This is a genomic window from Nocardia colli, assembly GCF_008704205.1.
Lineage (GTDB): Bacteria > Actinomycetota > Actinomycetes > Mycobacteriales > Mycobacteriaceae > Nocardia > Nocardia colli.
On sequence record NZ_VXLC01000001.1, the window covers coordinates 129,804 to 151,782 of the forward strand.

Sequence of the window (21,979 nt, forward strand, 5' to 3'; positions counted from 1 at the left end):
CGGCATGAGTTCACGAGCTAGGGGCACTCCGCCGCCGCCGGGTGGGCGCCGCGTCAGAGTACGCCGATGCGTTCAAGCCACTCGACGATCGCCTCGCCGAGAACCTTCCCGACGACGTTACCGCCCATAGCACCGAGAAAGGTCTTCCGCCCTTCGGCGGCGGCGCGATCAGCCTTTGACTCGGTCATCGCGGCGGGCTCCGGCTCGGTCACTGCGGCGGGCTCCGGCTCGGTCACCGCGGCGGGCTCCGGCTCGGTCACCGCGGCGGGCTCCGGCTCGGTCATCACGGCGGGCTCCGGCGACGCGGCGAGGGTGGGATCCGACGTACCGGTTGTATCGGTCATGCCTGGCAAGTCCTTTCGGTATTACCGGTTGATCACCGACGGATGATCGATGGCCACTGTACCTCAAGAAGGCGCACAGCACGGCGGGGGCGTTCTTTGAGACGTCTGCTTCCATCTCGATGAGTGCGAACGTGTTCGAACGTGTGCACACGTCCGCCGAGATGAAGAAAGCCACCGGCAGGTAACCGGTGGCTTCCTAGCTAGGGGCGGGTTACTACAGCGGGGCGAATCGCCGGGACCTTCGTAGTGGTGCAGAGCGGCGCAGTCTCAGCAACCCAAGTAGGCCACGGACCGCTTCCGAGTCGAGCAGGTGCCTGTCGAACTTAATCAATAGTGTGACCGTTATAGCGATCGCCAGGCACGTCACAGTGGCGATCATCAGGTCCGCCATTAGGGCGTTTGCTGCGTAGCGGCCTGGTCACTGTCGGCCCGGCCGAGCTCGGCCGCCGCCGCCAGCAACCTGCTCCGCTCGCGGTCAAGGCGCCGCTCGATCTCTTCAGGATCGAGAAGTCGTCTGATTCCATCGGCAAGCAGTTCACGGGAGAGCTCCGCAACGCTCTGGTTGCGTATGGCCGCTAGGCTCGTCAGTAGCTCATGGTCGCGCGGACTGATCCGCACGGTGAAGGTCATGTTTGCCATATATACCCCTCTTATCTCTGCTCAAGCGGACTGCGAGCACTCTCCGGCCAAGGAAACGGCTCGTCAACCCGCCTGGCGCGGCCCTTTGGCCCTTCCGAATACACACTCAGACGTGTTCACTTTTTGAGTAGCGTGTGCGAACTCGCGCATCATAGCGACTTCACACGAACCTAGTGTAGTTGGATGGCACCGCCTGGGAAGAACAGATTTTTGGAGGTTCATCGGCGAGTCGCGGGAACGTGTCGCCTAGTGGCCGCATCCGAGCGGTTCCGTGCGAGTCCAGTTGGTTCAGTGTGAACCGAGGCACGTATCGTGTTCAGTCGACCGGCTCCACCCGGAGCGGGACTCGAAACGATTCGGCTAGGAGGGGCAGACCCCCATGAGTGCGAGCGAGAAGGAGCCGGAGCATCAGCCCCAGGACATACCGGGGCACGACTTCGACGTATTCGAGGATCCCACGGTCCCCAACCTCGACCTCGGTTCCGACTCCCAGGTCAGCACAGCCGGTCGCGCTCCGAATCTGGTTGCATACTTCAGCGAACTTGAGCGCTATCGCGGGGACGACTACTCATGCGATCGACTCACTAGCGTCGTGACCTGCGATTTCCTCAGCGCTGGCATCGCCGCATGGCTCGGCGAACCCGGATCGGCGTTTTTACACGAGGAGGCGGCCAAGTACGCTGGCGAACTTGCCGAGAGGATGCGCGGATGGAACATGAAGCTCAACCTGGTCCCCGCGGCGCCGGCCGCGCAGTGCCCCGATCGGAAGCCGCAGCGGTTCGATGAAGTTCTTGACGCACTCCAGCGGGTATCGGCGATAAGTAGCCTTCCTCCCCATGCGGTTGCGGGCATGTTCGTGGAGACGCTTGCGCAGACCATCAGCACCGACCCCCGCTACTACCCCGACACCAAGACCGCCGCCGAGGTGCTCGACTTCCTCGGCCGTGAATCGCTCGATTCCCTTCGCGCAGCGATCGAAAGCGCGTTATTGGGTCGCTCCGGCACCATCGCCGATGATCTATCAGCTCCTCGCAAGGATCTACCGTAGGGCCGAGTGAGGGCCGCCGCGCCTTCGATTGGGGGTCCGCGGCGACCTTGTCCCGGCCACTTCGTGCCGGTGACGGTTCCTTGGTGACAACAGTCACCGGAACAAACACCTCAATGCCCAATACTCGCCCGCAATATGGCGGACAACAGCCCTGATCATTGACAAGATATCGAAGTATGAACGTTGGCAAATCTGTGCAGCATTCCCTCGATCAATGGGCTCTAGCTGACTGGGATGCTGCCATGCTCCACGCCTGCAACGCGGTTGACGGCACCGGCAAGAAGCGCTATCCGGCACAGAGCGTGACCCACCGGTTCAAGCAGGTACTGCGCGACGACCTCGACATCCTTCACCTTTTAGGTGTACCGGGGATTGACCTTGAGAAGACCCGGTTTCCCGTACCCGCCAAATCGAATCTCCCCGGCAAGCGGCCAGATATCGCTGATGTCATCTACGGGATCCACCGGTGTACCCATGGCCACGGGGACGAGCTGCCCGCCGGCTTCGAACTAATCGAAGCCGAACCTCTTGGCACAGCCTCGTTGTCGAAGATCGTGTTCGAAGAAGGAAAGATCGCCCTCTCAAATCTCACGATTATCGGGCTGCTGGGTGTCGCGGTCTTCGCGCCGGAGAACGCCGGACAGCAGATTGCGCCGGAATACTATCTCTCGGTGTTCGACCAGGAGTTCACGATCGCGGACTGGTGGGGGCGAGCTGATGACTTTCGAGCGGCCACGGCAACCGTTGAGCGCGTGAAGGTAGAGATGGATTGGACCGACTGGTGGGATAACTGGCAGCCACTCTAACGATGAGGCCTACGCACCAGCGGTCTTGACCTCATAAGGGGCGAGACTTTCTGAGCGACGCCCAAGGAGGCGAACCCACCATCGACACTCGTTTACTTTGCTCCGCACCCACAGCCATCTTGGGCCAGATACGGACGAATCAGAGGTAAAGGCGCAGGCCAGGCTTACACGTCGTAGTACAGCTCGGACTCCTACCTGGACGTTTGCCAACGTTGACAACGCGCATTCGACTCACCGACCTGCAGATTCAACGTTGGTCGTTGTGGACGGCGGTTGGGTATGGTCGGAGCCGCTGCGTACCCGCTGCGTACCCGCCCGGGGGTTCCCCTCGGGCGTGAACCGCGTTGTGACCATGTGTTGGCCGTCGTTGGTTTCAGTGACAACGAACATTGCACGGTGGTCCCTGATCACCGCTGAACCGGTCGAGTAGCCAGCTCCTCGCAGCTCGCCGTGAGTCAGAGGGACTGGCGTAACGCCCACTGCCGCCGGACCAGTCACCACGACTCGGGCGATACGGCGCAAATAATCGCCGGTGGGATCTTCCTTGCGCAGGAACAACGCATGCATCTGGCCGGTTTCAGGGTCAGGAAGCTCAACAGGGTCCATTCCGACCATGAAGGACCGCTCATCCCCCGCCGCATCGGGCAAGGCTTCCTCCGCAACGACTTTATGGTTCACGAGTCCACGAGCGAAGGACAGCGCATCCATAAAGAACGAACCATCCGACCAGAAAATCGCCTGATCATCGAGCGCTATAACGATCTCCTCCGGAGACTCTTCAGTTGCCTCCATCGTGAAACGTATTTTTTCGGGAACCAGATCCAACGTCTTTATGACCAGTTGCTCAAGCTTGCCCACTACATCTGCCCCGAAGGACTCGGGAAGGCGACCTGGAACGACTGTCTCAATCCGAAACGACTCCGCCTTTCGAAGTGCCGGCCCAGTAAACCCAGACTCTGATGCCAGAACGAGGAGATTCGTCGGCAACCGCAGATGCTTCCCGTGCATGTTCTCAACCCAGGTCACATCACGAGGCCGCCCGTGACTAGAGCACTCGATGCAGACGCGAACAAGATGCCCTGCAACGGTCTGTTCAACGCAGATGTCCACTTCGCGTTCCTGGCCGGTATCCAGGTCAAGCAGCATCTTGGACTCGGTGACGACGGCGCCCGCGCTCATGTGAGCCGTGAGGATCGCCACCAGTTCCTGGAACGGATTCGTTCGCCTCGGCATGCGACAAAGTTACTCGGAGAGACTTCACCGCGTAAGAGGAAACTCGCCCCCTGGAGCTAACTCTGCTCAGCGTCGAACCCCTCACATCCATCGTCTCATGCCTGGCGGCCACGCGCGCCACTACGTCTAGTCCAACCCTCTGACTCACGTGCCCTAAACCGCCGATTACGCACACAACCAACCCAACGACGCCCTAAACCGCAGCATCCGCACCTGACGCAACCACCCACCTACTACTACTTTTGGTCCTCTCCACCACATCTCAACTCACCATTACATCCACAGACCCAACCACTCCTGGCTCTCGCTCTCACTGTTCCCGATTCTCTATGAACAGCGAAGCCATAGAGAATCGGGAACAGTGAGAGCGAGAGCCCTGCGCCGAAGGCGCAGCTCAGACCCTATTTTCGTGTGGCCATTTTGCGAAAACACGGGACTAAACTTGTTCGGCCACTGTTCGGCCACTGTTCGGCCACTTGGGCGGCCACCCACACCGATTTCGAGCATGCCGACACGGCTTTACCGGGCACTGATCGAGTGCGGCAGAACGTCGGTAGCGACCCTTCGGCTACGTCCACCGAAGTGCGGTTGCCTGACAACGAAGTTCATGAAAACGTCACGAGAGCTGTTTCCTTGGCTGCGTTCGGCGAACGGTCACGACGGTCTTGTCGTCGTGACGTTTGGCGCGCGAGAGCTGTATTCCGTGGGGGTCGACGGCAGCTTCCCACGCCTGGCACCGACGAAGAAGATTCGCCAACTCTGCATCATCGGCCTGAGCAAGGGCTTGCCACGATATGCCCGCTGCTTCGAGACAATCGGACGCACCATCGGTAGCCAACACAAACCATTCCGCCGCCGACCGCCTCATGGTCAGCGCGTGACGCGCAGCCGCGGGCTCGGTCGACGCGATCCAGTACCCACCAGGTCGATTGCGCCAGTACTGCTGCCTCTTCTGAAGGTCCGACAAGGTACGCCGATGCGTCTCGTCATATCCGAAACCTTCGCGGAGCCGCGCCTTATACGCGTCGGCCTCCGGCAGATCGAGCTGGTCTAGTCGCGTGTCGGTTATGAGTTCCACTGAACCGCCGGCCCCGCCGACAGCGATAGTGGAATCACCGAGGACTAAGAGGTCGGCGGTGTCGGTTTCTCCAAACCGAGCAAGGGCAACCGTGCACGACGCTGAATCCCGGGCGCCCCTCCCAAGTGAAAGCACTTCGACAGCCTGAGCAATCGCCTGCTCTAGGATCTCGACCAACGAGAGTTGATCGGCCGTTTTGTCCAAGGCTTCTGCGAGGATGCCGCCAAGCACCATCGCGTAGTCTCCACCGCTCGGCCCGGTCGAAGCGCGATGTGATGTCGCGCCGTCGAGGACTGCTACCCCATGCTTCGCGATGAAAAAGCAGTCCTCATCGGATCGCGCTGCGTTTTGTGCCGCACGTATACGCCTTGCGGGGATCATCGGCGGGGGGTTACCAAGTGTACGGACCTGCGAGGAGGCTGCTCGACTCGACAGCGAACTTCTCGTCGAAATCGCATCGCACCACCCCGCACATCGAGCTGTCTTCGTTGTCGAGGAACAGCATCCGCAAGTTTTTCGCCAACCAGTGGATCACGCCCAGGGAGCCGACGCTCGTGATCCCGGCGATGTGAACGGTTACACCCCGCGGTGACACATGTCTAGCGAAGTAGCCGACGTCAGATCGCTCCTGATCAACGCGTCGGTAGGGTGAGTCGAACCACTCGCGTGTGCCGGGGGCTTTCCCACGAATCCACCACTGCCCGCCGCCAACTTGCTCAAAGTCGAGGTACGGATCACTAGCCAGCAAGACGCGTGCAACCGGCGCGGACTTCGGACCGCAGATTAGGACCGCGTCACCTTCCGGGACTGCGTCAGTCGTGGGTTCGATCGCGAGCGGTACTGCTGCGATCGCCAACCGACCCAGAACATCCTCGACGGTCGCCTGCGAGGTCATGTCGACTGCGTCGAAGAAGGGTCGATTACGCCCCTCCTCCATGCCGTATCTGCGCGGTATGCCAACAGACACGGGACCAACACCAAAGAATGCTCGCTCTTGAGGGGGTGCACTGGTCCTGATCTGAGTGACGCGGCCCTTAGTGATCCCCAGCTGTGCGGCAATGTCCGTGTAGTTGAGCCCAAGCGTCTGATGAGCTTCGTCAATAGCCGCGCGCCGTAGCCGGGCCAATTCCGCGGCTCGCTGCTGGTAGACCGTGATCAGTTCAGCGGCACGACGACCACGCCGGAGGGGGTCCGGGTCGGATCGCACAGCATCGAACTCGTCTCGTTCGGTCATGGCAGTGAGTTTAGGGGGTATTGACTCCACCAGCGCCACCGCCGTACCCTCGGCGTTTATACCCACTAAACAGCGCTCGCCAACGTGGCCCGCCACGTTTAGGGGGGCTATACCGAATCGGACAACGAAAGCTCCCCGGCGGTTGGAGCCACCGGGGAGCCAGCACCAAAGCAGTTCGTAGCTGCTTCAGCAATTTCCGCACTTCAGGAACGGAGTCCCGAAGCATGTCCAGTGTAAATCCATGGGCCGGTACCGGCCTCGGCGGCGACGCCTATACGAACCCGGATCAGTGGCCTACCGCGCATCGTAATGCGCCTCGTCGGGGAGAGCCGGGCTTCGCCAAGCGTGTATCCGTCGCAAAGTGGTTGTCTAGCAATGATTCTCGCGATTTATCCGAGATTCTGGCTCGCGTCGACGCTACTGCGCCGCTCAAAGAGCGTGACCTACGTCAGCACGCAGACCGCGAGACCGAGTACGTCGTCAGCGAGGACGACGCCGCCCGAAAGGCACGGCGCCGGGCGGAGTTTCGTAATGCGGTAGAGATTGATGATCGGGGCCTGCCGGTCGATAGGCGGCGGTCGCGGTGACCGCCGCAGCGGCAGACCGGTGGCCGGCGCCGGAATCGCATACGGGGGAGGTTGTCGAGTTTCCCGGCCGAGGGGCTGACCCGTTGCGGCCGCCGCGGCTGACGTTCGCGGGTTCGTGCTTGTGGTGTGGTGAACGTGGTTGCCAGTCCAGCGATTGCGCCAGTTTGCATGAGCAGTCGCAGTGGGATGTCTGCCGTGGTTGCGACGGAACCGGCGAACTGTGCAAGGGCGGGCAGCATCGCGGCTGTGACTGTGCCTACGGCCTGGCGTTGGTCGCGCCGAAGATCCAGCGGAGGCGAGAGGTTGTGCCCGGCTTAGCCGTCATGGACGAGGGGCACTGGTCGAGCGGCTGGCACGACTACCACGTGAGCTGGGACAGGAAGCCTAGTTCCTACACCCTCGTCGCGGCAGAGGAGCCGACCGCCGACCGCAATCTTCGGCCCGTGCGGGCCGATCGGCGGCGCGGCCGATGAGGGATCTCACGGTACCTCTCCCGCGTCGCGCAGACGTCCCGAGTTGGTCGCCTGTGCCCTACCACCGTCCGGGAGGTTCCAGTTCCATTGACCGGCAACACAGTTCGCCGCTACACGCAGGAAGCAGGTACAGCCAATGACCACAACACGAGAACACGACACCTCGGCCGGTCCACGCAAGGACCACAAGAAGAGGACCCGCGCGGCTGGCCTGGAGCGGAGGGTCACCGCTCTGCGCGCCGAGGGCGCGACCTACGACCAGATCCGCGAGACGCTCGAAATCACCGCGCGCACAGTCGAATCCGTCCTCGGTGAAGTCGCCACCCTGCACGAACAGGGCCGCACGCACGGTGAGATCGTCGAGCTGGTCGGGCTGCCTCGCACGACGGTGCGCCGTCTGCTCAGCGACAAGCGTGAGTCGCGGGTGAACGCGCGGTCGCACACGGCGGCGGGGTTGGTGGTGGAGATGTACGGGCTTCAAATCGACGTGCTCGCAGCACTTCTCGGCATCGACATCACCCACGCCCGGTCCTTGGCGCGGCAGCTGCGCACTGATGCGGTGATGCTGCCGAAACTGATCCAGGTCCAGCCCGGCGAGAAATGGCTGGTCCCCACGAAGGAGACGGCAGGCAGCTACCTGGGGTGGATGCCGACCACTTTGTGGAAGCCACCGATCAAGGACGCCGAGCATTACCGGGCGGTCGCGATGGCGCGGGTGATGCTTGTCGGCGCCGAACCCGGAGCATGGATCTCCGAGCGCCAGCTCCGCCACGACGCCGCGGTCGCGGCACGAGCCCGCAAGCGGAGCTCACGCGAGATCGGTCATATCCATGACGGCCGGTTCCTGGGCAAGGTGAGCGGCACCTACGGCTGGTGGGCACTGGAAGTCGAACTCACCGCCAAATCCGCCAAGAACATGGACAAAGCCCTGCGCGGAGCCTTGTCCGCAGCCCGCGATGCCGAACCCGAACCGATGATCGGGCTGGTCTACCTCTACCGCGGCCGCGACGTGCGCCGCACCCTCGACGCCGCACTCGAACGGCTACCAGCCGGGTTCCGTACCGGGCTTGAGTTCGTCGACGGCGACATCGACGAGGAATGGGCCGAATTCCTCAGCACCCGCAAGCAGATGCGCGCCGCGACCCGCACACCGAACCCGAACCACCGCCGCCCCCGACGCGGCCAATCCCCCAAGGACGATCCCCGATGACCACCTTCACCTTCTTCCCCCGAATCCGCTACACGCTGACGCACCTGATGCGCCTGCGGCTGTGGTTGCTGCGCGCCGAACTGCACGTGCGCGGCATCCCGCACCTGTACCGCGGCGGCGACGGCGTGGCCGTCCTCGACGGCGGGCAATGGTTCGACGTCTATCCCTTCCTGCGCGACAGCCACCACCGCCACGCCTGGGTCGTGGACCACCCTCACGTGCTCCCCGACGACGAGTTCGCCGGCCTGGAGATCGGGCGCTGCGCCGGATTCCGGTTCCCGATCACCGCCCTGCCTGCGATGTGGGCCGACTTCACCGGTACCGACGCCGAGGATCTGTCATGACCCGCCGCCGCGATCCTGTCCAGAAAACTGGACACCGGTCGGCGCGCACCGACCGCGAAGCACGCGCCATGTACGCGCTCGTGCAGCACCGCGCCATCCAGGTCGACCTGCTCGCCCAACTCCTGAACACCGGCGCCAACCACGTCTACGAACTCCGCGCCGATCTCGAATCCGCCGGCCTCGTCCACACGCTCATGCGGGTCGGCCCCGGCCCGAAATGGATCGTCCCCACCCGAACCGCGGTGACCCAGTTCTTCGGCACCTCACGTCCGGACTGGCGACCCTCACCTTTGTGGTCAGTTCGCGGTCGCGCGATCACCCGCGCCCGCCTCGCTCTCGGGGCGACCGCATTCGACGCGTGGGAATCCGAACGCGAACTCGCCTACCGCGCCCAGTATCCGCACCGCTACCCCTACGACGGACGCACCACCACCACCGGCGGTGTCTCACGAGCGGTGCTAGTCCTCGGTGCACGCGATACCGCCGTCGCCGACCTGGCCGACGTGATCACCCGCGCGGGCCGCACCGCCGCCGACGACGGATGCAGCGGACTACTTGTCGTGCACCGGCTTACGCACCACGCACCAGCCGACGAGACAGCGGTGCACACCGCCGTGACACGTGCACCACTACCTGTCTCACTGACCGTCACCATCGCGACTCTGGCCGATCTGATCGGCAACGAGCACACCTCCACCCGACCCATACCAGCCGGTCAACGGCTCCGGCTCGTCGGATAAGCCCCGCCATGGACACCACACCCGAACACCCGAACCCGTGCACCAGCATGCGCACCAACCGCACGGTCGTTGACGCGACATCCGACAGGACTGTCTCACCGTGGGACAGCGGCGCACCGGAGTATGCACCACCCGTCTCAGGGTGTGCACCACGTGAGACAGCCAGTGCACCACCTGTGACAGCCCTGTCCCACCACGAGACAGCCGGTGTACCGACGTGCACCACCCCGAACCCCAGCGCACCAGCATGCGCACCACACACCACGAAGGACACGACCATGAGCACTGACCGTTACCTGCAAGCAACCGACTGCGAAGCCCTCACCGGCATCCCCGCCGCCACCTGGCGCTACTGGGCACACATCGGCTCCGACATCGGCACCCGCAGCTTCAAACTCGGCCGCCGACGCGTCTGGCGACTCAGCGTCATCGAAGCCTGGATCGCCGAACAGGAAGCCAAGACCGGAGGAGCGGCGTAACCATGGCGACACGACGGAACCGCCGAGCCGGAGTCGAAGACCTCTGGACCAAGGAAGAACGCGACGCCGACGGCACCGTCCGGCGGGTTCCGTCGAAACTGCACGGCAAGGGCAAGCGCTGGCGCGCCCGCTACGTCGACGACGCCGACGGCGAACACTCCAGGCGGTTCGCGCGAAAGACCGATGCGCAGAAGTGGCTTGACGATCAGCTGGCTTCACTGGTGCACGGCACGCATATCGCACCGCGCGATGCACAACTGACAGTCGCGCAGTGGTGCGACGAATGGTTGGGGGGCTACGCCAAACGCGAGAACACGGTCACCTTGGCCAAGTGGCACATTCGAAGGATCAAGGCGGAGTTCGGCAAGCTGAGACTGACCGCGGTCCGTCCTTCCTCGGTCAAGACGTGGATGGTGAAACTGAAGGCCGAAGGACTGGCCGACAGCTACGTCTACTCGCTCCATAGTCGGCTGTCGCAGATTCTCGGTGACGCTGTGCATGACAAACTGTTGGCACGGAATCCCTGTTCACGGAAGACTTCTCCGGACGCGGGCAAGCCCAAGCTCTACGTCGCGACCACCGAGCAGGTCTGGGCGCTGCACGACAAGATGCCCGAGCACCTTCAGGTCGCCGTCTTGCTGGGCGCCTTCGTCGGCTTGCGCATCTCGGAGGCTGCCGGCCTCTGGACGGAAGACGTCGACCTGACCGATGGAGTGGTATTTCCGCAACGCCAATGGCCGAACCGCCCATTGAAAACCAAAGCCAGCGACATTCCGGTGCCGATGCCACAGGAGTTGACCGACATGCTGAAGGCGTCAGTAGACGCACGGCCTGGCAGGAACATGGTCTGTGACGAGCTGTGCAAGCCTGTCTCACCATGGACGCTCGCCCGCCATTTCCGTGCGGCCAAAGCCGGAATTCCCAGTCTGCCATCAAAATTCAGCTTCCAAGATCTACGCCACTACTACGCCTCATTGCTGATCAGGCGAGGAGCCGACATCAAGACCGTGCAGACTCGCGTCCGTCACGGCAGCGCGGTCACCACCCTGCGGTACTACGCCCATCTGTGGCCTGACGCGGACGAGACCACGCGGGCCGCAGTCGGAGCCGTCCTCAAGGAACGACTTGCGACCACTGCGTACCCGCTGCGTACCGAGTCGGAAGATTCAGGTACCAGCGTCCCAGATAATTCCCGCAATCCGCAGGTAGACGGGCCTAGTTGAGTCCCGCGTAGGAGTGCAGGCCGCTGATCACCATGTTGATGATGAAGAGGTTGAAAAGCATTGCTACGAAACCGGCTACGTTGATCCAGGCGGCCTTGGTGTCGCGCCAGCCGGAGGTGGCGCGGGCGTGCAGGTAGGCGGCGTAGAGGACCCAGGCGATGAAGGAGCAGGTTTCCTTGGGGTCCCAGCCCCAGAAGCGGCCCCAGGCGGCCTCGGCCCAGATGGCGCCGAGGATGACGCCGGCGCCGAAGAGCGGGAAGCCGATGATGGTGGCCTTGTAGGCGAGGCGGTCGAGGGTGCGGGCGTCGGGCAGGCGGCGGGCGATGATGCCGAGGATGTTGCTCGACTCCTCGCCTTCGGGCTGGCGCAGGCGGTAGAGGAACAGCAGGCTGGAGACGCCGGCGAAGAGGAACACGCCGCTGCCGATGCTGACGATGGTGACGTGGATGGGCAGCCAGAACGACTTCAGCGCGGGCACCACGGGGGCGGCGTCGGCGTAGAGGATGGTGCCCGCGAGGAACAGCAGGATGAGCACCGGCACGAGCAGGAAGACCCACATCGCGCGGTACTTCTGCTCGCGCAGGAACAGCGCGCCCATCAGCACCGCGGCCGCGGTGGCCATGGTGACGAACTCGTACATGTTGCCGAGCGGGAAGCGATGGGTGGCGAAGCCGCGCAGCACGATCGAGCCGATGTGCAGCACGATCGCCACGACCAGCACCGAGAACGCCATGTTGCCGAGCCGTTCGGACAGCGGCTTCTCCGGCGGCCCGACCACCCGCCCCGGCAGCGCGGGATCGCTGGGACCGCCGACCGAGACGAGTTCGCGCTCCGCGACCTGACGGCTGCGCGCGGTGGCGTACTGCCAGATCAGCAGCACGAGCACCAGCGCGTAGACCACGATCGCGGTCTTGAACGAGAAATCGCTGTAGCGCGCGATGGTCTCGTTGATCGGCATCTCTACTCTCCCGTGGTCTTCGTGTCGGCCGCCGAGTCGGGCCGCACGTCGAGCAGGCGCGCGCGTAGCCGATCGAACTCACTGCCCCAGCCCGCCTGATCTGTCCGAGCCAGCCCGCCCATTTCTACTACGGTGCGTCGTTGATCCAAGGTACCGGCTGCGTCCTCGGCGGGGTAGACCCGGACCCAGATCCGGCGCCGCTTGATCAGCAGCGACACCAGCAGGCCGAGCATCATGGTCACCGCGCTCACCAGCACCCACTGCTGCGCCGGATCGTGCGACACCTGCAGATTGGCGAATTCCTGTGCGCCGTCGAAGGTCACCTTGGTGCCGTTGGGCAGGCTGGTCGACTCGCCTGGACGCAGGTTCACCCTGGCCTCCTTGCTCAGCCGACCCTGCTTGACCTGCTCGGGATCCAGCGCGAACAGCGACTGCGGCTTGCCGGTGTCGAGCCCGGTGTCGCCGCGATAGATGTCGACCGCGACGGCCGGATCCTTCATCGTGGGGAACGACGAGGTCAGCAGGCTGCCGTGGAACAGCGCGGTCGGCGCGAACAGGCCCTCGATGGCGATCTGGTTCTTCCGCCGCTCCTCGTCGGTGGCGTACATGCCGCCCGGCGGGTCGATCCGCAGCACGCCGCTGGACAGGAAGGTCCGCGCGTCCTCGGGCCGCCACTGCAGCGACTCGGTGCGGGTCTGCCCGTTCGGGAAGGTGACGGTGAAGGTCGGCGCGTAGCCGTGGCCCTGCAGATAGATGCGGTCGCCGGCCACCCGCAACGGATGGTTCACCTGGATCCGGGTCGAGCGCCAGGTATTGCTCTGCAGATCGGCGCCGGACTGGTATTCGATGTTCGAGGTGAACATCTCCGCCTGACCGTTCTCCAGATAATCGCCCTTGAAGTCCTTGACCCGCACGCAGATCGGCGCCATGCCGGTGCCGTCGTTGACGTTGCCCGCCTTGAACGAGTCGAAGACCGCGGGCGAGGTGGTGCAGAAGCCGGGGCCGTCGTTCGCGATGACGATGACGTTGCCCTCGTAGCCGAACAGCTTGCCGACCGCGATCGCGACCAGCAGGCAGACCAGGGCGAGGTGGAAGACGAGGTTGCCGAGCTCGCGGGTGTAACCCTTCTCTGCGGCGAGGGTGATCTCGCCGTCGCGGGCGCCCGGCCGGACCTCGGTTCGCCAGCCGCGCAACTCTTTACGGACGCCGGCGATGACCTCGTCGGGCGTCTGCTCCGCGCTGCCGGTGTAGTGGTGCGACAGCCGGGTGAGGTTGCGCGGCGCCTTCACCGGCGGGGTGCGCAGCGCGCGATAGTGGTCGAGGCAGCGCGGCAGGATGCAGCCGACCAGCGAAATGAACAGCAGCACATAGATGGCGGTGAACCAGAAACTGCCGAACACGTCGAACAGCTCGAACCGGTCCATCCACGGGCCGAGCGTCGGCCGGTTCTGGATGTACTGATCGACCTTCTGCGCGTTCAAGCTGCGCTGCGGCAGCAGCGCGCCGGGAATCGCGCCCAGCGCGAGCAGGAACAGCAGCACCAGCGCGGTGCGCATGCTGGTCAGCCCGCGCCAGGTGTTGCGCACGAAGGCCCACGCCTTACCGATCGGCGATTGCCGGGGCGGTGGGGCAGGTGCGGTCATCGGTTTTTCGGGCCCACCCGTCGCCCGACCGCCACCCCTCATCGAATCAATGCTGTTCATACTCATATCGGCAGCGTCACCTCGGACACGAAACCGTCGCGCACCCAGCCGACGAACTGATCCCACACCCCGGTGACCAGCGCGATGCCGACCGCGACGAGCAGCAGGCCGCCGATGATCTGGATGGTGCGCGAGTTGCGGCGCAGCCAGCCGACGCCGCGCAGCGCGCTGGCCGAGCCGAACGCGAGGATGACGAACGGCAGGCCGAGGCCAAGGCAGTAGGCGACGATGAGCGCGACGCCGCGCGCCGCGGTGGTCCCGTCGGTGCCCGCGGCCACCGCCATCACGCCGGACAGCGTGGGCCCGAGGCACGGCGTCCAGCCGAGCGCGAACACCCCGCCGAGCAGCGGCGCGCCCGCGATGCTGGTCAGCCTGCGCGGTTCCATCCTGGTGTCGCGTTGCAACGCGGGGATCAGGCCGATGAAGACCAGGCCCATCAGGATGGTGACCACGCCGCCGATGCGCTGCAGCAGTTCACGATTCACGTTCAAGGTCTGGATGACGCCGAACACCGTCGCGGTGGCGAGCACGAACACGACGGTGAACCCGGCGACGAACAATCCCGCCGCCCCGGCCACCCGCATCCGCCCGGCCCGCGCGGCCTGCTCGGCCGACACAACGGCGACCGAACTTGGCTGCGCGCCTTGGGCTTGCGCGACCGTGGCGGGCGGCGCCTCCGCGCCGACGAGCCCGGCCAGGTAGGACAGATAGCCCGGCACCAACGGCACCACGCACGGCGAGGCGAAGGACACCAGCCCGGCGAGCAGGCAGGCGCCCAGCGCGAGCAGTAACGGTCCGGTGGCGGCGGTCTGCTGGAACGAATCCCCTACGGCGGCCAGCACCATCACGCGGCCACCGCGATCACGCGGGGATTCACACGCCCTCCCCCTCCGGCGTCTCCTCGGCCGGGTCGGTGTCGCCGCGCAGCACGACGCGCTGTTCGGTGGTCTCCTCCGCCGGGTCGAACAGCACGCCGAAGTCGAGCAGCGAGTCCGCCGCGACGCTGCGCGGCACGGTGGCTATGCCCTTCCATCGGTCGTCCACGGCCCAGGCCCCACCGATTCGGCGGGCGCCCTGCCGGTGGCGACAGGCACGCAGGCTACGGGTACGACGATCGCGATTCACTGTGCTTCCTCCGAGGCGATTTTTTGAACAATCGGTTGCAGATCGTCGGCCAGCAGGGGGCGCAGGTACACCGCGGCGACGCGGTGCTGACGATCCAAGATCAGGGTGGTGGGAATGACACTGGTCGGGAAATTTCCACCGAGGGCGAGCAGGGTGCGCATGGACGGGTCGTAGATGGACGGATATTCGACCTTGTTGTCTACGACGAAGTCCTGCGCCTTGTCCTGCTGCGGGTCACGGACGTTGATGCCGAGAAAGGCGACGCCGTTGTCTTTCGTTGCCGCATAAACCTTTTCGAGCGCGGGCGACTCCGCGCGGCAGGGTCCGCACCACTGCCCCCACAGGTTGATTACCACGACCTTGCCCGGGTAATCCTCCACCGAGGTGGTTTTGCCCTTGGTCATCAGATCCGGCCCGGACAGCTTGCCGATGGTGCCGCGCGCGCTCGGCGGGTCGTAGAAGATCTCGGTTTTGCCGCCGGGCGAGACGAATTCGAAGGTGCCGCCGGAAGCCACCGCGTCGGTACCGCCCGAGCAGCCGGCCAGCGCGGCGACCAGGCCGGCACAGGCGAGCAGAACGGCGGCGGCCCGCCTGGCCGAGGCGGCAGGCGGGACATCGGACGCGGTGCGATGGATCATGCGCCGTGTACCGAGGGGTCCGAACCGCCCGCGGGCTCGGAGTACACGATGTCGACGAGCGTGTCGCCGTGGTAGACCAGCGAGGTCAGCGACGCGAGCGAGCACTGCCGATGGCGCGGGTCGTGCCAGAGCCGCTGGCCCTGCAGGAACCGGCGCAACGTCCAGACCGGCAGTTGATGCGAGACCAGCACGGCCTCGCGCCCGGCCGCCTCGACCCTGGCCTTGTTCACCGCGGCCAGCATCCGGTGCGCGATCTGCAGGTACGGCTCGCCCCAGGACGGGGTGAACGGGTCGCGCAGCTTCCACCAGTGCCGCGGCTTGCGCAGCGCGCCGTCGCCGACGGAAACCCGCAGGCCCTCGAAGGTGTTGCCGGCCTCGATCAGGTTCTCGTCCGTGCGCACGATCAGCTGATGCTGGGCCGCAATCGGTTCCGCGGTCTCCTGCGCCCGCTGCAGCGGCGAGGCGATGACCACGGCGATGTCGTGATCGGCCAGCGCCCGCGCGACCGCGCCGGCCTGCGAGCGGCCGGTCACCGACAGGCTGAAGCCGGGGAGCCTGCCGTAGAGGATCCCGTTCGGGTTGTGCACCTCGCCGTGACGCAGCACGTGCACGATCGTCTCGACCGGGTCGCCGTCCTGCGCCGGCCTCGGCTTCGGCTCCGAAACCGTTGCCGCACCGGCGTTCTCGTCGACCGCGGGGATCTGCTCGGCCGGACCCGGCGCGGCGGCGGCGAACTGCGCGCCCGCGTCGATGACGGCGGAATCGGTGGCGGGCTGCGCTAGCTCGCGCGGGTCGGCCTCGGGCTGATCGTGATCGGAGCTCACGCGCGGGATCCTTCGGGAGTGGCGGCCGCGGCCGCGTGTGCGGCGGCGGGCAGGGCGGCGGCGATGCGGTCGAACGCGTCCTCGTCGAGTGCCGCGGAGACGAACCAGGTCTCGAACGCGCTCGGCGGCGCGTACACGCCACCGTCGAGCAGGGCATGGAAGAACGCGGGGTAGCGCCAGGTCTGGCTGGCCTTGGCGGTGGCGTAGTCGGTGACCGGGCGTTCGGCGAAGAACACGCTCACCATATTGCCTGCGAACTGAACCTGGTGCTCGACGCCTGCGGCACTGAGCGATTCGCCGAACAGTGCGCCCAGGCGCTGCGCGTTGCGGTCCAGCGCGGCGTACACCGCGTCGTCGGCGGCGCGCAGCGTGGCCAGGCCGGCGGCGACCGCCACGGGGTTACCGGAGAGCGTCCCGGCCTGGTAGACCGGGCCGAGCGGAGCCAGGTGATTCATGATCTCGGTGCGGCCGCCGAACGCGGCGGCGGGCAGCCCGCCGCTCATCACCTTGCCGAACGTGTACAGATCCGCGGTGACGCCCGCGTGGCCGAACCAGCCCGCGTGGCTCACCCGGAAGCCGGTCATCACCTCGTCCATGATGAGCAGCGCGCCGTGGTCGGCGGTCAGCGTGCGCAGTCCCTCGTTGAAGCCGGGCAACGGCGCGACCGTGCCCATGTTGCCCGCGGCGGCCTCGGTGATCACGCAGGCGATCGAGTCCGGATGCGCGGCGAACGCGGCCGCGACGGCCTCGAGGTCGTTGTAGGGCAGCACGATGGTGTCGGCCGCCTGCGCGCCGGTGACGCCGGGCGAGGTCGGCAGCCCGAGGGTTGCCACGCCCGAGCCCGCGTCGGCCAGCAGCGCGTCGACATGGCCGTGATAGCAGCCGGAAAACTTGATGATCTTGGCCCGGCCGGTGTAGCCGCGGGCCAGCCGCACCGCGCTCATGGTGGCCTCGGTGCCCGAGTTCACCAGCCGCACCCGCTCGACCGGAGCGACCCGTTCGATGATGGCCTCGGCGAGTTCGATCTCCGCCTCGGTCGGGGCGCCGAAGGACAGGCCGCCGACCGCGGCGCGCTGCACCGCGTCGACCACCGCGGGATGCGCGTGCCCGAGAATCATCGGGCCCCACGAACACACCAGGTCGACGTACTCGTTGCCGTCGGCGTCGACGAGGGTGTAGCCGTGGGCGGACGCGATGAATCGCGGTGTGCCGCCGACGGAGTTGAAGGCCCGGACCGGAGAGTTGACACCCCCCGGAATCGCCGAACAAGCCCGGTCGAAGAGCTGAGCGGAAACCGGCACCGATGCGCTGGTCACGCGCGGAGAAGAACTCACGACCTCCAGTGTCTCAGCCCCGCTGAACCAGGTCGACGACAGGGTGTAGTGGGCGTGACGCAGACCGCAACACGCCGGGGCACTATTTACGCCGTATTCGATCGCCGTGAGATTGCTGATGCGTAATCTCGGGCGTCACCATTCATCTGCCCCGGAGGATTTTTATGCGGTTTGCCATGTTCAGTGCTGCTGTTTCCACCGCGCTCGTCGGTGCGGCCGTCGCGTTCGGCGCGGGTCCGGCCGCCGCGGTGGAACCGGTCGCGCAGCCCGACCGGATCGGCCTGCAACTGAGTCATGAGGAGACCAAGACGATCGCCGACGGGCCGATTCCGGCCATCGTCACCATGTTCGTGCCGCTCAACCGGATCGGTGTCGGCCTCGAGGCCGACACCGGGATCTACAAGGACGAGAACGGCGGCGTGCACGCGTCGCTGCGGCAGGCGATCATGGAAGCGGCCAATCATTCCGACGGAACGATCACCCTCTTCGTCAACGCCCCTGGCACCCGCAACGGCCGCGTGCTCGACATGTATCAGAACTGGAGCTGAGCCGGGCTCAGCTGTACATGCACGGCGCCTGGGCCGAAATGGTGTGCAGGTAGCACATGAACGCGTTGTACGGGCCCGCGGAACCGGAGTCGGGCACCAGCACCGGCGCGTCGACCTGGCCGGTCGATACGTCGACCGCGCCCGCGGGCTCGAGCGGAAGTCCGGGGCTCGCACCCGCTGGCGCGGCACCGATCCCGATCGCGGCGGATATCGCCAGTGCGGCACAGACTTTCACAGCAAGCCGGTTCATCAATCCCTATTCCTTGGGTCGAGGCACGAATACGGCCGAAATACTAACGGCCACAGAGATACTGCTGACAACGCACGGGTGGCCGCGAGCAGGCCGCCCGGCGCCCCTGCACGCTAGTCGACGCCGGCCCGAACCTGCTCCGCAACAACCGATTTCTTAAGTGATGCCGATACACCAGAGGGCGAACCCGGTGGTCACCAGGCAGGCCAGCGGAGCGGGTAGCGCGTGTAGCAGCGGCGACGGTGGCGCCTGAACCAGGACGGGCACCACCGCGGCCGGTGGCGCCGGGGAAACCTCGGCGGGCGCGGCGACCGCCGGGGCCACCGTTGCCGCGCCGATCAGGCCGACGGCTGCGGCACCGAGAAGCGTGCGCTGGAGCGTGACTGTCGGTTTCATGGATCCGATATTCCCGCGATCCGCGGGGCGAAACAGGTGCGGCGTCAGCGGTGTTGGCGCACCCGCACGACGCGGCCGACCGCGTCGATGGCGCACAGACCCGCGATCGCGACCAGGACCGCGGCGAGCAGCAGCCACGGCGTGACGTAGCGGGTCGCGACGAATTCCGGCGCCTGGCCGATGGCGGCGAAGGTGGTCTTCTGGATGCCCTGCTGCCAGCTCAGCACCGCGGCGACGAGCCCGAGCACCACCACGCCGAGTTCGGTGGCGGCCACCGTGATCGATCCCCTCATCGGTCGACTCCGTTCTCGCTGTGCTTGTCGTCGGTCTCGGTCGCCGGATCGTCCGCGGCCGCCGGTTCCGGCGGCCGGCCGATCGCCGTGGTCAATGCGGCGCGCAGGCCGCGATGGTCTTTCGCCCAGGCCTGCACCAGGCTGCCGTCGGTCAGGCGCAGGCCGATGCCGGTGCGCCGGCGGGGCACGCCGCTCAGTTCGCCGAGCGCGCGGGCTTCTTCCCAGTCCTCGTCGTCCCAGGCGTCTTCGTCGCGTTCGGGCAGCACGGCGTCGATCGAGCTGAGCGGGAGCGTCTCGGTGCCGTCGCGCAGCGTGTCGGCGGTGAGTTCGACGCTGACGTGGCGTTGGCCCGCGATCACCTGCAGCACAACGAACATGGCGATCAGCGAGCCGCAGAACAGCAGCGCGAACCAGTGCACGGAACTACCGGTGGTCAGTTCCACGACGAAGATGATCAGGCACAGAATGGGCCCGTAGGCGACGGTGCGCCAGCGCGCACCCGGCTCGGCGAACAAGATGCCGGAATCCTCCGGCCGCTCGCTCATGCGACGCCCACGGCGTCGCGAATCGGCAAGGCGGAGTGCGGAATCAGCGAGTGAGACCGGGCAACAGCAACACGGCGACGGTGACGACGCCGAACAGGATCAGCAGGCTCAACACGGCCAATTCCCGCCGAATGCTCTGCGGCTGTTGGATCACCACTCGCATTGATGCCTCCGATTCCCCGGAGCCATTTGACGAATTCCCGCACGCGATGTGTGACAACGTCTGACAAACAACTACCGGTTCCCATGTCCACTGTGACAACCCTCACGATACATGCCGGCGTTGCCCCGACAAATTCGGGCACCAACCGTTCACCGCCGGCTCACCTGGAAATAAGCAGTCGATTCCGGCCGGTGCGACAGATAGATCGCGCCGCCCGCGAGCACCGCCTGCACGATCGCGGCGCCGCCGGCCACCAGCGAGGCGGCGCCGGTCACCGCGCCGAACGCGAACAGCGCGCCGACACCGATCACCACGAGCCACACCCCGGCGATGGTCAGCATGGTGCGCGCCCACAGCTTGCCGCGGGCGAACTGATGCACGATCAGCAGCGCGAGCGCGGCGACGCCGAGCCCGATGAACACCACGACGACGTAGACCAGCGCGACCATCAATTCGGCGCTGGCCAGGGTGACCTGCGGATCCTTTTCCCTGGCCTGGTCGAAGACCTCCTTGGCGAAGGTGTGCCGCTGCGACAGCGCCGCCACCACCGACGCGATCAGCTGCACCACGCCGAATCCGACCACACCCCACCACAATTGCCGCGCGGTGCCGACGTCCACCGGCATCGGCGCGGGGGCGGGCGCGGCGCCGATCGGTCCCGGCAGGTTCGTCACGACAACCAGTGTGCGGCTTCGGTCGCCCAGTAGGTGAGCACGAAATCCGCGCCCGCCCGCCGGATGCCCATAAGCGATTCGAGGATGGCGCCGCGGCGATCGATCCAGCCGCGCTCGGCGGCCGCGGTGATCATCGAGTACTCACCGGAGATCTGGTAGGCCGCGACCGGGACCGGCGAGCGGTCCGCGACGTCGCGCAGGATGTCCAGGTAGGACATGGCCGGCTTCACCATCACGATGTCCGCGCCCTCGGCCAGGTCCAGCTCGAGTTCGCGGATCGCCTCGCGGCGGTTCGCCGGGTCCTGCTGATAGGTGCGCCGGTCGCCCTCCAGCGAGGAGGCGACGGCCTCGCGGAACGGGCCGTAGAACGCCGAGGCGTACTTGGCCGCGTAGGCCAGGATGCCGGTGTCGGTGCGGCCGACCGCGTCCAGGCCGCGCCGGATCGCGCCGACCTGGCCGTCCATCATGCCGCTGGTGCCGAGCAGATCCGCGCCGGAGGCGGCCTGGGCCAGCGCCATCTCGACGTAGCGGTGCAGGGTGGCGTCGTTGTCCACCGAGCCGTCGGCGGCGAGCACGCCGCAGTGGCCGTGATCGGTGAATTCGTCGAGACAGGTGTCGGCCATGATCACGGTCGACTCGCCGACCTCGTCGGCCAGCGCGCGCAGGCCGCGGTTCAGGATGCCGTCCGGGTCGCTGGCCTGGCTGCCGGTGGCGTCCTTGTCCTCGTGCCGCGGCACGCCGAAGAGCATCAGGCCGCCGACACCCGCGGTCACCGCTTCGACGGCCGCCTTGCGTAGCGAGTCCATCGAATGCTGGTAGACGCCGGGCATCGAGCTGATCTCCCGCGCCTCGTCCAGGCCGTCGGCCACGAACATCGGCAACACCAATTGCCGTGGCTCGAGCGTGGTTTCGGCTACGAGACGACGCAGCGCGGGGGTACGGCGCAACCGCCGCGGGCGGTCCAATCCGGTCATAACCGCACGATACGCCCGGCGCCGGGAGCTGTCGCGAGCACCCGCCGCCCGGCCGGCGGGGTGCTTCGGCACCGCCGCGCCGGAGCTGGACGTTTCGCCACGACACTAGTCCGGCG

Annotated in this window: 26 protein-coding genes; 8 read left to right on the forward strand and 18 right to left on the reverse strand. The window is 66.0% G+C overall.

Translation table 11 applies throughout. The features are described from left to right. Positions 1–53: 53 nt before the first annotated feature. Positions 54–344: a hypothetical protein gene (locus F3087_RS00685; RefSeq protein WP_150399797.1), complete on the reverse strand. Its 291-nt coding sequence runs from the start codon at positions 342–344 to the stop codon at positions 54–56. A 390-nt stretch (positions 345–734) separates the two neighbouring features. Then, entirely contained in the window at positions 735–983 is a 249-nt protein-coding gene (locus F3087_RS00690; protein WP_150399798.1) for a hypothetical protein, read from the reverse strand. Between the two features lie 379 nt (positions 984–1,362). On the opposite strand from F3087_RS00690, the gene F3087_RS00695 reads away from it, so the two are divergent. Continuing rightward, positions 1,363–2,031: a hypothetical protein gene (locus F3087_RS00695; RefSeq protein WP_150399799.1), complete on the forward strand. Its 669-nt coding sequence runs from the start codon at positions 1,363–1,365 to the stop codon at positions 2,029–2,031. Between the two features lie 176 nt (positions 2,032–2,207). Beyond that, complete coding sequence (locus F3087_RS00700) at positions 2,208–2,837, forward strand: hypothetical protein (protein WP_150399800.1); 630 nt, start codon at positions 2,208–2,210, stop codon at positions 2,835–2,837. A gap of 231 nt (positions 2,838–3,068) precedes the next feature. Here the strand turns inward: F3087_RS00700 and F3087_RS00705 are convergent, their stop codons facing one another. From F3087_RS00705 to F3087_RS00715, 3 genes are all read right to left on the reverse strand, one after another. Further along, positions 3,069–4,070, reverse strand: coding sequence for a hypothetical protein (locus tag F3087_RS00705; protein WP_150399801.1), 1,002 nt, complete (start codon positions 4,068–4,070; stop codon positions 3,069–3,071). Between the two features lie 616 nt (positions 4,071–4,686). After that, positions 4,687–5,382, reverse strand: coding sequence for a PP2C family serine/threonine-protein phosphatase (locus tag F3087_RS00710; RefSeq protein ID WP_150399802.1), 696 nt, complete (start codon positions 5,380–5,382; stop codon positions 4,687–4,689). Between the two features lie 157 nt (positions 5,383–5,539). After that, positions 5,540–6,382 (reverse strand): sigma-70 family RNA polymerase sigma factor, encoded by an 843-nt coding sequence (locus tag F3087_RS00715; protein ID WP_223884755.1) that lies wholly within the window; start codon positions 6,380–6,382, stop codon positions 5,540–5,542. A 1,196-nt stretch (positions 6,383–7,578) separates the two neighbouring features. On the opposite strand from F3087_RS00715, the gene F3087_RS00720 reads away from it, so the two are divergent. The 5 genes from F3087_RS00720 to F3087_RS00740 all read left to right on the forward strand — a co-directional run bounded on the left by F3087_RS00720 (position 7,579) and on the right by F3087_RS00740 (position 11,438). Continuing rightward, positions 7,579–8,652: a hypothetical protein gene (locus tag F3087_RS00720; RefSeq protein ID WP_150399803.1), complete on the forward strand. Its 1,074-nt coding sequence runs from the start codon at positions 7,579–7,581 to the stop codon at positions 8,650–8,652. Further along, a complete protein-coding gene (locus tag F3087_RS00725) occupies positions 8,649–8,996 on the forward strand; it encodes a hypothetical protein (RefSeq protein WP_150399804.1) in 348 nt (115 codons plus the stop codon). The genes F3087_RS00720 and F3087_RS00725 overlap by 4 nt, the downstream gene beginning before the upstream one ends. Next, positions 8,993–9,736: a hypothetical protein gene (locus tag F3087_RS00730; RefSeq protein WP_150399805.1), complete on the forward strand. Its 744-nt coding sequence runs from the start codon at positions 8,993–8,995 to the stop codon at positions 9,734–9,736. Before F3087_RS00725 ends, F3087_RS00730 begins: the two co-directional genes overlap by 4 nt. 278 nt (positions 9,737–10,014) lie before the next feature. Beyond that, on the forward strand, positions 10,015–10,215 hold the full coding sequence (locus F3087_RS00735) for a helix-turn-helix transcriptional regulator (protein ID WP_150399806.1): 201 nt from the start codon (positions 10,015–10,017) through the stop codon (positions 10,213–10,215). Between the two features lie 2 nt (positions 10,216–10,217). Beyond that, positions 10,218–11,438 carry a tyrosine-type recombinase/integrase gene (locus F3087_RS00740; protein WP_150399807.1) on the forward strand — a complete coding sequence of 407 codons (1,221 nt, stop codon included), beginning with the start codon at positions 10,218–10,220 and terminating at the stop codon, positions 11,436–11,438. Here the strand turns inward: F3087_RS00740 and ccsB are convergent. From ccsB to hemL, 7 genes are all read right to left on the reverse strand, one after another. Continuing rightward, positions 11,431–12,396: a c-type cytochrome biogenesis protein CcsB gene (gene ccsB / locus F3087_RS00745; protein ID WP_150399808.1), complete on the reverse strand. Its 966-nt coding sequence runs from the start codon at positions 12,394–12,396 to the stop codon at positions 11,431–11,433. The two genes, F3087_RS00740 and ccsB, sit on opposite strands and share 8 nt — an antisense overlap. 2 nt (positions 12,397–12,398) lie before the next feature. Continuing rightward, positions 12,399–14,039 carry a cytochrome c biogenesis protein ResB gene (gene resB / locus F3087_RS00750; protein ID WP_150399809.1) on the reverse strand — a complete coding sequence of 547 codons (1,641 nt, stop codon included), beginning with the start codon at positions 14,037–14,039 and terminating at the stop codon, positions 12,399–12,401. A gap of 62 nt (positions 14,040–14,101) precedes the next feature. After that, complete coding sequence (locus F3087_RS00755; RefSeq protein WP_150400822.1) at positions 14,102–14,944, reverse strand: cytochrome c biogenesis CcdA family protein; 843 nt, start codon at positions 14,942–14,944, stop codon at positions 14,102–14,104. 28 nt (positions 14,945–14,972) lie between these two features. Continuing rightward, on the reverse strand, positions 14,973–15,224 hold the full coding sequence (locus F3087_RS00760; protein ID WP_150399810.1) for a hypothetical protein: 252 nt from the start codon (positions 15,222–15,224) through the stop codon (positions 14,973–14,975). Beyond that, positions 15,221–15,862, reverse strand: coding sequence for a TlpA disulfide reductase family protein (locus tag F3087_RS00765; protein ID WP_150399811.1), 642 nt, complete (start codon positions 15,860–15,862; stop codon positions 15,221–15,223). The genes F3087_RS00760 and F3087_RS00765 overlap by 4 nt, the downstream gene beginning before the upstream one ends. Then, positions 15,859–16,476 (reverse strand): histidine phosphatase family protein, encoded by a 618-nt coding sequence (locus tag F3087_RS00770; RefSeq protein ID WP_150400823.1) that lies wholly within the window; start codon positions 16,474–16,476, stop codon positions 15,859–15,861. Before F3087_RS00770 ends, F3087_RS00765 begins: the two co-directional genes overlap by 4 nt. Before the next feature lie 206 nt (positions 16,477–16,682). Continuing rightward, a complete protein-coding gene (gene hemL, locus F3087_RS00775; protein ID WP_150399812.1) occupies positions 16,683–18,020 on the reverse strand; it encodes a glutamate-1-semialdehyde 2,1-aminomutase in 1,338 nt (445 codons plus the stop codon). 176 nt (positions 18,021–18,196) lie between these two features. On the opposite strand from hemL, the gene F3087_RS00780 reads away from it, so the two are divergent. After that, the gene (locus F3087_RS00780; RefSeq protein WP_150399813.1) at positions 18,197–18,568 is read left to right on the forward strand and encodes a hypothetical protein; all 372 of its coding nucleotides are present in this window, start codon (positions 18,197–18,199) and stop codon (positions 18,566–18,568) included. A 7-nt stretch (positions 18,569–18,575) separates the two neighbouring features. Here the strand turns inward: F3087_RS00780 and F3087_RS00785 are convergent, their stop codons facing one another. The 6 genes from F3087_RS00785 to hemB form a co-directional block, all read right to left on the reverse strand. Further along, positions 18,576–18,818: a hypothetical protein gene (locus F3087_RS00785; RefSeq protein WP_150399814.1), complete on the reverse strand. Its 243-nt coding sequence runs from the start codon at positions 18,816–18,818 to the stop codon at positions 18,576–18,578. Between the two features lie 156 nt (positions 18,819–18,974). Then, complete coding sequence (locus tag F3087_RS00790) at positions 18,975–19,214, reverse strand: hypothetical protein (RefSeq protein WP_150399815.1); 240 nt, start codon at positions 19,212–19,214, stop codon at positions 18,975–18,977. A gap of 44 nt (positions 19,215–19,258) precedes the next feature. Further along, on the reverse strand, positions 19,259–19,507 hold the full coding sequence (locus F3087_RS00795) for a hypothetical protein (RefSeq protein WP_150399816.1): 249 nt from the start codon (positions 19,505–19,507) through the stop codon (positions 19,259–19,261). After that, positions 19,504–20,052: a hypothetical protein gene (locus F3087_RS00800; RefSeq protein WP_150399817.1), complete on the reverse strand. Its 549-nt coding sequence runs from the start codon at positions 20,050–20,052 to the stop codon at positions 19,504–19,506. Before F3087_RS00800 ends, F3087_RS00795 begins: the two co-directional genes overlap by 4 nt. A gap of 312 nt (positions 20,053–20,364) precedes the next feature. Then, entirely contained in the window at positions 20,365–20,889 is a 525-nt protein-coding gene (locus F3087_RS00805) for a hypothetical protein (protein WP_150399818.1), read from the reverse strand. Beyond that, the gene (gene hemB, locus F3087_RS00810; protein ID WP_150399819.1) at positions 20,886–21,863 is read right to left on the reverse strand and encodes a porphobilinogen synthase; all 978 of its coding nucleotides are present in this window, start codon (positions 21,861–21,863) and stop codon (positions 20,886–20,888) included. Before hemB ends, F3087_RS00805 begins: the two co-directional genes overlap by 4 nt. Positions 21,864–21,979: the final 116 nt, after the last annotated feature.